At 36.8% G+C, this 12,653-nt stretch carries 10 protein-coding genes; 7 read left to right on the top strand and 3 right to left on the bottom strand.

Annotation, left to right across the window (positions count from 1 at the left end):
* Positions 1-42: 42 nt before the first annotated feature.
* The 6 genes from atpD to C7390_RS10245 all read left to right on the top strand — a co-directional run bounded on the left by atpD (position 43) and on the right by C7390_RS10245 (position 8,812).
* The gene (gene atpD / locus C7390_RS10270) at positions 43-1,434 is read left to right on the top strand and encodes a F0F1 ATP synthase subunit beta (RefSeq protein WP_022501446.1); all 1,392 of its coding nucleotides are present in this window, start codon (positions 43-45) and stop codon (positions 1,432-1,434) included.
* 54 nt (positions 1,435-1,488) lie between these two features.
* Positions 1,489-1,893 carry an ATP synthase F1 subunit epsilon gene (atpC, locus tag C7390_RS10265; RefSeq protein WP_055173823.1) on the top strand — a complete coding sequence of 135 codons (405 nt, stop codon included), beginning with the start codon at positions 1,489-1,491 and terminating at the stop codon, positions 1,891-1,893.
* Positions 1,894-1,955: 62 nt separating this feature from the next.
* Complete coding sequence (locus C7390_RS10260) at positions 1,956-2,747, top strand: YwmB family TATA-box binding protein (RefSeq protein WP_022501444.1); 792 nt, start codon at positions 1,956-1,958, stop codon at positions 2,745-2,747.
* A 123-nt stretch (positions 2,748-2,870) separates the two neighbouring features.
* Positions 2,871-4,013, top strand: a complete 1,143-nt coding sequence (locus C7390_RS10255; RefSeq protein ID WP_318255857.1) for a class I SAM-dependent methyltransferase — start codon at positions 2,871-2,873, stop codon at positions 4,011-4,013.
* A gap of 13 nt (positions 4,014-4,026) precedes the next feature.
* Positions 4,027-6,564 carry a hypothetical protein gene (locus C7390_RS10250; protein WP_116444160.1) on the top strand — a complete coding sequence of 846 codons (2,538 nt, stop codon included), beginning with the start codon at positions 4,027-4,029 and terminating at the stop codon, positions 6,562-6,564.
* A gap of 13 nt (positions 6,565-6,577) precedes the next feature.
* On the top strand, positions 6,578-8,812 hold the full coding sequence (locus C7390_RS10245) for a transglycosylase domain-containing protein (protein ID WP_116444159.1): 2,235 nt from the start codon (positions 6,578-6,580) through the stop codon (positions 8,810-8,812).
* Between the two features lie 137 nt (positions 8,813-8,949).
* Here the strand turns inward: C7390_RS10245 and C7390_RS10240 are convergent, their stop codons facing one another.
* From C7390_RS10240 to C7390_RS10230, 3 genes are all read right to left on the bottom strand, one after another.
* Complete coding sequence (locus tag C7390_RS10240; protein ID WP_022501440.1) at positions 8,950-9,399, bottom strand: hypothetical protein; 450 nt, start codon at positions 9,397-9,399, stop codon at positions 8,950-8,952.
* Positions 9,400-9,529: 130 nt separating this feature from the next.
* Entirely contained in the window at positions 9,530-10,261 is a 732-nt protein-coding gene (locus tag C7390_RS10235) for a lysophospholipid acyltransferase family protein (protein WP_055173832.1), read from the bottom strand.
* Between the two features lie 39 nt (positions 10,262-10,300).
* Positions 10,301-11,356, bottom strand: coding sequence for an FAD:protein FMN transferase (locus C7390_RS10230; RefSeq protein WP_318295668.1), 1,056 nt, complete (start codon positions 11,354-11,356; stop codon positions 10,301-10,303).
* Positions 11,357-11,489: 133 nt separating this feature from the next.
* Here C7390_RS10230 and C7390_RS10225 point away from each other — a divergent pair, with 133 nt between their 5' ends.
* Positions 11,490-12,653: an FKBP-type peptidyl-prolyl cis-trans isomerase gene (locus tag C7390_RS10225; RefSeq protein ID WP_055173834.1), complete on the top strand. Its 1,164-nt coding sequence runs from the start codon at positions 11,490-11,492 to the stop codon at positions 12,651-12,653.

Here is a 12,653-nt window from a genome sequence, read left to right as displayed (position 1 = left end):
TTCAGCCCGTGTACAATTAATTAACAATAGATGGAGGTAACAATGGCAGAGAAGAATATCGGTAAGATTACTCAGATTATCAGTGCTGTAATAGATATTAAATTTGCAGAAGGTAATCTGCCAGAAATCAATTCAGCCATCAATATAAAGACCAAAGACGGCGGCAAGCTCGTTGTAGAGGTTGCTCAGCATCTTGGGGATGATACAGTAAGATGTATAGCCCTTGGACCTACTGATGGTCTTGTTAGAGGTATGGAAGCAGAAGCCACAGGAGCACCTATTTCAGTACCTGTTGGTGAGCAGACACTTGGTAGAATCTTTAATGTATTAGGAGATCCTATCGATAATAAGCCAGCTCCAGAAGTAGAGCATATGCCTATTCACAGAAAGGCACCTACATTTGCTGAGCAGGCTACTAATACAGAAATGTTAGAGACTGGTATTAAGGTTGTAGATTTACTTTGTCCTTACCAGAAGGGTGGTAAGATCGGTCTTTTCGGTGGTGCCGGAGTTGGTAAGACAGTTCTTATTCAGGAGCTTATCAGAAATATTGCTACAGAGCACGGTGGATATTCAGTATTCACAGGTGTTGGTGAGCGTACTCGTGAAGGTAATGACCTTTACCACGAAATGATGGATTCAGGAGTTATCGAGAAGACAACAATGGTATTCGGACAGATGAATGAGCCACCTGGAGCTAGAATGAGAGTTGGTCTTACAGGACTTACTATGGCTGAGTATTTCAGAGATAAGGGTGGAAAGGATGTACTTCTTTTCATCGATAACATTTATAGATTTACACAGGCAGGTTCAGAGGTTTCAGCCCTTCTTGGACGTATGCCATCAGCCGTTGGTTATCAGCCAACTCTTCAGACAGAGATGGGTGCTCTTCAGGAACGTATTACATCAACTAAGAATGGTTCTATCACATCAGTTCAGGCTGTATATGTACCAGCGGATGATTTAACTGACCCAGCGCCAGCAACAACATTTGCACATCTTGATGCAACTACAGTTCTTTCACGTTCTATAGTTGAACTTGGTATTTATCCAGCGGTAGATCCACTTGAGTCTACATCAAGAATTCTTGATCCAAGAATCGTTGGTGAAGAACATTATAAGGTTGCCAGAGATGTTCAGGAAATCTTACAGAAGTACAAAGAACTTCAGGATATTATCGCAATCCTTGGTATGGACGAACTTTCAGAAGAAGATAAGATGGTCGTATCAAGAGCAAGAAAGGTACAGAGATTCCTCTCTCAGCCATTCTTCGTTGCAGGACAGTTCACAGGACTTGAAGGACGTTATGTACCAATCAGTGATACAATTCAGGGCTTTAAGGAAATCATCGAAGGTAAGTATGATGATATACCAGAAAGTTATTTCCTTAACTGTGGAAGTATTGATGATGTACTTGCTAAGGTATCTAAATAGGTATCAGACACGGATATTAAAGTATAATTAGATATCTTGATAAGGAGAATAGATATGGCGGATACAGGTACAATGAAGCTTCTGGTTAATACGCCAGAAAGAGTATTTTTTAATGGTGAAGCCACATTTGTTGAATTAGCTACAAGTGAAGGTGAGATAGGTGTGTATCCACAGCATATCCCACTTACTGCAGTGTTAGTTCCATGTGTGCTGACTATTCACCAGAATGACGGAATTAAGAAGGCGGCTGTACACGGCGGTATTGTTGAAGTCCTTAAGGATAAAGTGACAATATTAGCAGAGATAGCTGAATGGCCTGATGAGATTGACGTCAATCGTGCCAATGATGCCAAGATAAGAGCAGAGAGAAGACTTGCCAGCAAGGACAGTAATCTTGATGTTCCTAGAGCTGAGATGGCATTAAAGAGATCACTTGCACGTTTAGGTGCTGCTGATTAATAATTAAAGTATATACCTTCCATTAACTGGTAATAATGTTATTAGTTAATGGGAGGTTTTTTATGTATAAATGCAGAAAATATAAATTACAGCGGATAGCTGTTACAATAGCGGCTATTCTGTGGATTGTTACAGCAGTGAGAAGCTTTATGGAAAGAAGTATATATGCGGTTAATAATACAGGCAGTGATATTGTTAGTATATTCAGCGAAAATGTGGATAACAATGTCCAATCTGACATAAGTGTGGATACAGAGCTGTCAGATAATTACTTATCTGAGCAGGCAATGTGCCTTATACTTGAGAAAATGGCATCAGAGATAGGAATTAACCGCTATAATATACAGTATTCTGGTAATAACTCTTATGAAAATGTGTATAATAACCGTTATATTTCACGGGAATGTGTATTAACGCAGGATTCTTTATATGGAACAGTAGTTATGGGGATAAAAGCGACAGATGAGGATAAGAACTATATAAGTATCCACATAAAGCTAGGCAAAGGAGTAACATCAACAACTGCATACAAGGCGAAGCTTGAAAAAATATGCAATATATACGGAATTGATAGTAATGTTAACGTATGTATAACAGGCCAGTGTGATGGCGATAAAAGCATAGAAGAAAGAAATCAGATAACCGGTAACATCTTAAGCCAGCTTGGTGCAAAAGAAGCAGAAGCAAGCCGAACTAAGGACTTGTATACAATATATGCCTATGACAAAGACACAGATGGCTATATGTACATTGGAAAGAAAAAGACCAATATTAATATATCAATGAATTATGATGAAACAACAGACAAGACCAATATATATCTGGCGACCCCAATTAACAGAGGGGACTATTAATAAAATTGCAGACTATCAGACCACTACATTTATTGAGATAATAGGCTTATATTAATTGCTACTTGTGTATTGTCCGCAAAGATATTAAAATAGTACAGTAAGCCTAAAATGGAGGTTATGATATTGGATATTACACAATTACTTGATATATGTATTAGCGATAAGCTTATAGATATGGTTATAAGCGGACAGAAGAATAAAAGCGAAGATAAGGCAGTAAAGGTAAGAATAAGACCAGTTATTCTTAAGAATGAGATTGAATACCAGGTGTCTGAATTTGTAGGAAGAAAGGTGTTACATTCTAACCATAGTGCTGCTGATGTAAAGAAGAAGATAATTGATTATATGACAGAGGATTTCAAGCAGGCACAGATTAATATGACTGATGCGGCTGCAACAATACTTTCAAGCAAGAGTAAGACATTGACCTGCAAATATAAAAAAGCAGGACAGTTGAAGGCACAGAGAGATCTGAGCCATAACAGAACCAAGAAATATATAATACAAGAAGGAAAGCCTGTGGCATTTATGATAGACCTTGGTGTTATGGGACAAGATGGTAAGATTATAAGAACAAGATATGATAAGTTCAGACAGATTAACCGTTTTCTTGAATATATAGAAGATATACTTCCAAAGCTTGATAAGGAAAGAGAACTTACAATAATTGATTTTGGCTGTGGAAAGTCTTATCTTACATTTGCTATGTATTACTATCTTAAGGAGCTTAAAGGATATAATATACGAATTATAGGACTTGACCTTAAGGCGGACGTGATAGAACATTGTAACGAACTTAGAACAAGGTATGGTTATGATAAGCTTGATTTCTATGTTGGAGATATAGCAACGTACAAAGATGTGGACAAGGTAGATATGGTGGTCACACTGCACGCCTGTGATACAGCAACGGATTATGCACTTGCCAAGGCAGTTAAGTGGGGGGCGGAGGTTATATTATCAGTGCCTTGCTGCCAGCACGAAGCTAACAGGACAATAAAGAGCGATATATTATCGCCGGTTATGGACTATGGCATATTAAAAGAAAGAATGGCGGCTATAGTAACAGATGCGGCAAGAGCCAAGCTTCTTACAGCTAATGGCTATGATACACAGATATTGGAATTCATAGATATGGAGCATACTCCTAAAAATCTTCTTATAAGGGCAGTTAAGAGTAGTAAAGAAGACATCTCTGCCAGAGAAAAGACTAAAGATATGTTAGAGGCATTGAATTTGGAACTGACAATCGACAAGCTTATATAAGAATGGAGATAATATGAGAAAATCTGATAAAAAGGTAAGTTCTAAGTATCTTGTACTTGGAATAATATTTATAGTTACGATGGTGCTCACATTTTTGTCAATGAGTTTTGAGTCAGTTACACCATCGGCAACAACTATGTCTGCGGCGACAATTCCTGTTATAACTATGCAGTCAGAAGAGGGCAATGAGTTCAATTCATTGCACGGTTTTACACAGGAGATTAATCAGGCACTGATTAATGATAATCTTACTCCAGTGGCAAAGACAAGACAGCTTCCTATTATTATTCACAATTATGGAGCTGAGGTGCAGGAGCTTACATATAAGATAAGAAATCTGTCAGATAACGGACTGATAGAGAATACCAAAGTTACAGAGCTTGTTAATAATGGTGAAACAATTACTGCCACACTGAATATCAAGAATCTTATAGATGATAATACGCAGTATGCTCTTGAGATAATATTAGAGACAAGCACACACGAAGAAATTCACTATTATACAAGAATTATTACAGGTGAAGATTATTCAATAGATGATAAGTTTGCATTTGTGGAGGACTTTAATGCCTGTACATTTAATCAGGACAGATTAAGTGAAATACAGAAGTATATAGAAACTTCGTCTGCTGGCAATAATAATAATTTTGGAAAGGTTAATATCAACAGCACATTAAGCCAGATTGGCTGGGGTGATATGGGACCATATGTAGAAAGCCAGCTTATACCAGTTATTAAGGAGATAAGCAAAGACGTGGCTGTAATAACATTTGATTATAAGATAGGTGCTATTAATGAATATGAATCTTATGACTCTTATAATGTGTATGAATATTACCGTATAAGACAGACTACAAGCGGATTTTATCTGCTTAATTATGAAAGAGAAGCTAACCAGATATTTGACGGTAAGAACGACCTCTTATCAACAGCTAAGATTAATCTTGGAATACAGTCAGGAACAACAGCTGAATTTAATTCTGACGAGAAGGGAACTTATTCATACTTTGTCAATGAAGGTTCTCTGTGGTGCTACAATATTGATACTAATATGTATACAAGAGTATTCTCATTTAACGCCGATGAAACAGATGGCATAAGAGAGAACTATAACCAGCACGGAATAAAGATACTTAATGTAAGTAACGATGGCAACTGCGATTTTATAGTATATGGATATATGAACAGAGGTGAGCATGAGGGCGAGTCGGGCGTATCTTTGTGCAAGTATTCATATGAAGATAATATAGTAGAAGAAAGATTGTATATTCCAATGGATAAGCCATATGACATATTGTCACAGAATGTTGGCCGAATAGCTTATCTTGCTGATGAGAATACATTTTATATATTAATGGACGATACACTGTATTCGATAGATATTGTAAGTAAGGAAGTTATGACAGTAGTGTCTGGGCTTGTGGACGGAACATATGCTGTATCAGAAAATGGAGATGCCATAGCCTACAGTATGAATGGCAGATTATATAGTACAGACTCAATACGAATATTCAATATGAGTACGGACAGCGAGAAGATAATTAAGGCTGACGACAATGAATATATAAGATGTCTTGGATATATTAATGGAGATTTCGTATATGGCATAGCTGATAAAGCTGATATTCTTATAAAAGAGGATGGAAGCAGGACATTTGCAATGTATAGGCTTGAAATAATGGATTCTGATTACAATGTAATAAAGGAATACGAACAGCCGGGTGTATATGTAAGTGATGCTTCGGTAAGTGATATGCGTATCAATCTTACAAGAGTTGTGAAATCAGGTGATGGTGATTATGAAAGTACAAGTATTGACCAGCTTATTAATAAAGATGAGAATAAACAAGAAGATGGACTTACACTGGAAACTATAGTTACAGATAACAGAAAGCAGGAGCTTGCAATTAAGCTTATGAAAGCACTTCCGGCAGGCAGTGTGGAATTCAGGACATCTTCTGAGGTAAGTTATAAGGATAATGCACTGCTGGAGCTTGATAATGATTTTGCCGGTGATGGACGATATTATGTATATGGGTATGGACGTTTTCAGGATAGTACAACCCAGATATCAAAGGCTATAATACTTGCCAATGACACATATGGTTCAGTTAATGATTATAATGCTAACACAATATGGAAGCGTTACAGGAACACCTCAGCACAGATTAAAGGACTTAGTATAATTGATGCTGGTTCATCTCTTAGAACGGCATTACAGACAGTGGCTTCCTATGCAGGTGCACAGTTTGATATTAATGCTTATATACAGGATAAAACGGCTGACGAGATATTAAGCCTTATTCCAGGTGTTGCAGGACTTAGTGTGAAGTCAGTAACAGTCGATAAAATGCTCAATTTTATTGATAATGGCTGTCCGGTTATAGGCAAGAGCGGAAGTGAGTCATATGTAATAATTACAGGCTATGATTCTAAAAATGTAACATATATAGATACTGCTTCTGATTCAATGGTAACAGTTGCATTAACTGATGCCAGCAAGATGTTTAACCAGTGGGAAAATGTATTTATAACTTATTACAAGAATTAAAGAGGATATGCAGATGGCTAAATCAACTAAGAAAAGAAAGAAAAGACAGAGCAAAAAGATAAAGATTATAAAAATTATAATACTATCAATAATACTTATTCTTCTTATAGCGGGCGGCATATATGCAGGACCTAAGATTGTAACAGTAATTCAGCTTGCGAATGATGCTAAGAGAATAGCAGATGAAAGTACAATAGATACATTTAAAGATGGAAAGACGACTATAATATACGATACTAACGGTGAACAGTTATGTACTATGAAAGCTTCTAAAGATATGTACTATATCCAGATGAGTGATATACCAAAGACACTTGCAAATTCATTTGTTGTAATGGAAGACAGGGACTTTTACAACCACTCGGGAATTGATATTAAGGCGATTATAAGGGCGGTTATAATCAACAGCCGTAACGATACAATAGTTCAGGGAGCGAGTACAATTACACAGCAGCTTGCCAAAAATGTATTCTTAAGCCAGGAGGTTACATGGGAGAGAAAGGTTAAGGAGATATTTTTAGCACAACATCTGGAAAAGAAATACAGCAAAGACCAGATTTTGGAATTCTATCTTAACAACATATATTTCAGTAATGGATACTATGGAATAGAAGCTGCGGCAAGAGGATATTTTGGCAAATCAGCCTCAGAGCTTTCAGTATCACAGCAGGCATTTATTGCGGCTATACCTAATAACCCTACCAAGTATAATCCGTTGACTAATTATGATGCGACAATTACAAGAAGAAATCTCATTTTAAAAGAACTTCGTGATGCAGATTATATAGATTCAATGACTTATAATACAGCGATTGCTGAGGAGATAACAATAACAGGACAGAAAGCTGCTAATAAGAACAGCTCGGTTGAAACCTATGCAAGGCATTGTGCAACGGAAGAACTTATGAAATATTACGGTTTTACAATGCGTAATAACTTTGATACAGAAGATGAATATAATACATATGAGGAACTGTACCAGCAGTATTACTCATCATGCCAGCAGATGCTTATTAATGGTGGATATACAATATATACAAGCATAGATCCGGATATACAGGCTTCACTTCAGGAGTCCATAGATAATAATCTTTCATCATTTAAGAAGGTGTCAGATGACGGAATATATGAATTACAGGGTGCAGCGACATGCATTGATAATAGCACAGGAAATGTAGTTGCAATTGTAGGTTCAAGGTCACAGGATGATATTGATGGATATACACTTAACAGGGCATACCAGAGCTATAGACAGCCGGGAAGCTGTATTAAGCCGGTAATTGTATATGTGCCATATCTACAGCTTGGCAATAATCCGGATACAATAGTTAATGATGAGAAGATAGATGGTGGCCCATCAAATGCAGATGGTGTATATGCCGGACAGATGACACTTAGAACAGCAGTAAGCAAATCTAAGAATACTGTTGCATGGAAGATATACAGGGACGATATAACACCTAAGGCTGGTATTGGTTTTCTTCTTAATATGGGCTTCCATAAAATATGGATGGATAAATCAACCAATGCTGCGGCACTTGGAGGCTTTACTTATGGCGTATCGACAGAGGAGATGGCTGGTGCATATGCAACAATCGTCAATGATGGCGAATACAGACAGCCAACCTGTGTTGAGAAGATACTTAACACATCAGGAAAAGCGATTGTAGATACCTCTAAGAGAGGTTCAAGAGTATATGATACTAATTCATGCAGAATGATGACAGATATGCTCCGTACTGTGGTAACAAGCGGAACAGGTGTTGGGGCAGAACCATCTAATGCAATTGTAGCTGGTAAGACAGGTACAACCAATTCTAATAAGGATGCGTGGTTCTGTGGATACAGCCAGTATTATACAACAGCTATATGGATGGGATATGATTATCCTAAGACATTAAGCTCAGTTAAGACTCTGGCTATATTTAAGGATTTTATGTATGATATACATAAAGATAAGAAAAAGGTAGAATTCAAGACGGCAAATGGTTCTTATACGAAGAAGAACCAGACTGAAACTGAGACACAGAGCCAGACAGAAGAACAGACAACAACACAGCAGGAAACTACTACTGTAACTCCAACGACAAAGGCGGCAACGACAACACAGCAGGCTACTACTAAAGCACAGACGCCAACGACACAGCAGGCTGCTACTAAGACACAGCAGACAAAGGAACAAAAGACTGGAGAGTGGGAAGCACCTACTAAGGAAGATGCACCTGCACAGAATATAAGTCCGTATTAATTAATCATAAGGTCTAAATAAAAAATCACGGTCAGGTGTGTTATTAACAATACCTGACCGTGATTATTATATTTAATATATTAAATGTTATTAACATTCATTAATATATTAATAATTGCCTTTGTTTAATTTCAGGCTTAATTCTTCTTTAACTTCTTAAATAAGCCTTTCTTAGCTTTCTTTTCTTCAACAACTATCTTGCCACCGCGAACTGACTTAATTCCTGTGATGTAGATACCACTTACCTCAGCCTTAACTTCCGCCTTGATAGGTATCTGGTCGTATACCTTAGGATCAGCCATAAGTGTCATAACCTTAGGACCAATCTTAGCTTTAACTACAGGAACTTTGCTTCTCTGAAGATACTTAGGTGTCTGTTCAAGAACAATCTTTGGAAGTCCTGCTTCTTTAAGTTTCATTTTCTTCTTGTCTATAATCAACATAGACATAATCTGTTTAGCGGCATCAATCTGTGCCTGGTTCTCTGTCTGCTTCTTACGAAGCTTGTTACCAACAATAATAAGAGCTATTAAAGCAACAACGAGGATTGCTATAATAACTAATAAAACTATCGACCATACTGGCATATAAGTTCTCCTCCTGTATAATATACAAATAATTCACAATTCAAACTGAATTCACAAAGTCCATTATATCACGGAATATAAATAATGAAAAGAATAATATATTGAAAATGCGTAAGAAAATGTGTAATGCTTACACAAGATTCTGGTTTTTCTCATAAGTAGAAAGTATAATATCGTGTATATATGCTGCTACATTTTTCTTCTCATCAGGTGACATTAAGGACATATCTACCGGCGTTCCGAATTCAATAACAGTGTGGGCTTTCTTAAGGAAAGGCTTCTGGTCTTCAAATATTGCAGAAGTATTATTCTGTGTTACAGGAATAATAAGACTGTGTGATTTCTCAGCAAGCTTAAAGCTTCCGGCGTGGAATTCCATAACCCCCTCACCCTTGTTACGTGTTCCCTCAGGGAAAATAACTAAAGAGGTGCCGTCTTTAATATATTCAATTCCAGAAAGTATTGATTTGAGGGCTTCCCTTGTGTTCTGTCTGTCGAGTAAAAGACAGCGGATATTACGCATCCATACACGAAGTATAGGTACTTTTGCCATCTCCTTTTTGGCAACATAAGCCGCTCTTGTCTTTATATAAGTATAAGAAATAATTACATCAAAGAAACCACGATGATTACCTACAAATAATACAGGCTTGTCTGTTGGAATGTTCTCAACACCAATAGCAGTCGTCTTAGTTCCACATACGAACAATATAAGCCTGAACATAAAGCGTGCAACCGCATCAGAAGCTTTCTCCTTAGCAACAGGGTTCTTCTTTCCGATAAGCCATAAGATAGGAAGTGCAATTAAGCTGAATACTGCAAATATAAGCAATAACAGCACTACGATAATAAGTCGAATCATATAATCCTCATTTCTACAGATAATAATCTGTCGTAATAATTAATTAATATACGCTTTCGCGTTGTCTGAATAATATTTAGAACCATCATTAGTCATAAATACAGCCTCAATGCCTTCAAGCGAATTAATGAGTTTCATACCGTCATCAAGTCCTAATACAAAGCAGGTTGTGCTAAGACAGTCGCCAACCGTTGACTCACTTGAAATAATAGTCACATCACATAAGTTGTTGTCATAAGGGTAGCCAGTGGCTGGATTTAATATATGGTGGTAAAATGTACCGTCATCTGAATAGAAGTATCTTTCATATGTTCCAGATGATACAACCGAATAATCATTAATATGAAGTACTTCCATATATTCGCCGGTTTCAGTAAATGGCTTCTTTACCGCAATATTGAAATCTGAGCCGTTACGCTTCTGACCTATACATAATACATTGCCGCCAAGATTAATGATAGCACGTTCGACGCCATTATCAATAAGATAAGCTTTAATCTTATCGGCAATGTAGCCCTTGGCAATCGCACCAAGGTCAAGACAGTATCCGTCAGGTATGGATATGTGATGAGTGCCGTCATTGTCGGTGCTTAATGAAACCTTGGTATAATCGACATATGCAAGTGCATCTGTTATGGCAGAACTGTCAGGTACATCTGGGGTATCAGTATTAAAATCCCATAAACGTGACACGCTTCCTATTGTAATATCAAAAGCACCATAGGATAGCTGGCTGTAGTAAAGCCCAAGTTCAATAAGCTCATAGAGTTCATCACTTATAGCAGTTGTCTGCTGGGTGTTGACTTTATAAAGCTCACTTGTTTCAAGGGTTCTTGAGAAAATGTGTTCGTAATAATCACACAGGTCAAGAGCATCGGATAATACATTTTTATTGACATTAGTATAAGAGTCAATCTGTACATAAGTATTAAGCTTGTAATCAGTTACGCTTATAGGTGAACTCAGAGCAAGCTTCTTACTGTTACAGCCCGTCAGTGCTGACAGCATACAGTTTATAATAACAATACATAGAACTAAAGAAGCTGTCCGATGTCTTAGATGTGCAGGTTTTTGCAAAATTACTAAATTATTCATATTACTCCTTAAATAAGTTATACATATGTATAAAGTATATCAAATATTGAAAAAAATGTGAATTCACTTTTATTTTGTATTGGATTATGTTATAACAAATAAAGTGTCAAAAATAAAGAAATGAGGATATTTTATGAAAAAGAAATTAGTAAGCCTTATGTTAGTGGCAGCTATGACAGCTTCACTTACAGCATGTGGCTCTAAAAAGACAGAAGAACCAACTTCTACAGTACATAAGAGCATAACAGCTGCAGAATATGATGCTGCTATTACATCAGATGCAGCAATTTATAAAAAAGCATTTACAATGCCTGAGTACAAAGGAATTCAGGTAACAGTTGATAAGTCAGTACTCAATGTTGCAGAAAGTGACGTTGACGATTATATCAATAAGAATATAGTATCAGCGGAAGCTACAACAGAGAATGTTACAAGTGGTGTAACAGCTGATGGGGATACAGTTATACTTGATTATTCAGGTAAGCTTGATGGCGAGGCATTCTCAGGTGGTACAGCAACAGATACTACATATACAATAGGTTCAGGTAACTTTATATCAGACCTTGATAAAGGACTTGTAGGACTTACAGTAGGCCAGGAATATGATATTCCTTGTACTTTCCCAGATAATTACACATCAGACCTTGCAGGTAAGAGTGTAATATTCACAGTAAAGGTTACAGCAATCCAGAAGACAACTTACCCAGAGATAACAGATGAATGGGTAGTTAATAACAAAGAAAGTCTTAATCTTTCAGGTGATACAGTTGCAGATTTCAGGGAAGAAGTAAGAAAGATAGTAGAAGCTAATGCTAATGATACTTATCTTAATAACACATTTACATCAGCATACCAGATTATAAGCGAGAATATCGGAGATGTTAATTATCCACAGGATGAAATAGATTCATTGGTAGAAGTACTTAATACTAATATTGAGAGTGAATTTAACACTTATGGTTCATACTATGGCATATCAGATTTAGATACATATAAGAAATCAGTATATGGATTTGATTCAATTGACGCATTTAATGAATATGCTACATCATCTGCACAGCAGTATCTTTTACAGAAAATGATAGTAACCATTATTGCCGCAGATAATGATATTCATGTGTCAGAAGATGAAATTAACTCATATGGTAACGATTTAGCTCAGTATTATGGTTACGATGACTTCAATGCAATTGTAGATGCAGTCGGCAGTGAAGTTGTATCAGAGATAGGTTATGAAATACTTTATCAGAAAGTTGTAGAATTTGAGTGCAGCCAGATTACAGAGGTAGAACAGTAA

The organism is Bacteroides galacturonicus (genome assembly GCF_003096855.1).
Lineage (GTDB): Bacteria > Bacillota > Clostridia > Lachnospirales > Lachnospiraceae > Lachnospira > Lachnospira rogosae.
This window is presented reverse-complemented; position numbering and strand designations above follow the sequence as displayed.

Excerpts from the sequence above, each read along its gene's own strand:
- C7390_RS10260 (WP_022501444.1), top strand. The coding sequence starts at position 1,956 with ATGTATAAATGCAGAAAATATAAATTACAGCGGATAGCTGTTACAATA.
- C7390_RS10240 (WP_022501440.1), bottom strand. The coding sequence starts at position 9,399 with ATGCCAGTATGGTCGATAGTTTTATTAGTTATTATAGCAATCCTCGTT.
- C7390_RS10245 (WP_116444159.1), top strand. The coding sequence starts at position 6,578 with ATGGCTAAATCAACTAAGAAAAGAAAGAAAAGACAGAGCAAAAAGATA.
- atpC (WP_055173823.1), top strand. The coding sequence starts at position 1,489 with ATGGCGGATACAGGTACAATGAAGCTTCTGGTTAATACGCCAGAAAGA.
- C7390_RS10250 (WP_116444160.1), top strand. The coding sequence starts at position 4,027 with ATGAGAAAATCTGATAAAAAGGTAAGTTCTAAGTATCTTGTACTTGGA.
- C7390_RS10225 (WP_055173834.1), top strand. The coding sequence starts at position 11,490 with ATGAAAAAGAAATTAGTAAGCCTTATGTTAGTGGCAGCTATGACAGCT.
- C7390_RS10230 (WP_318295668.1), bottom strand. The coding sequence starts at position 11,356 with ATGAATAATTTAGTAATTTTGCAAAAACCTGCACATCTAAGACATCGG.
- atpD (WP_022501446.1), top strand. The coding sequence starts at position 43 with ATGGCAGAGAAGAATATCGGTAAGATTACTCAGATTATCAGTGCTGTA.
- C7390_RS10235 (WP_055173832.1), bottom strand. The coding sequence starts at position 10,261 with ATGATTCGACTTATTATCGTAGTGCTGTTATTGCTTATATTTGCAGTA.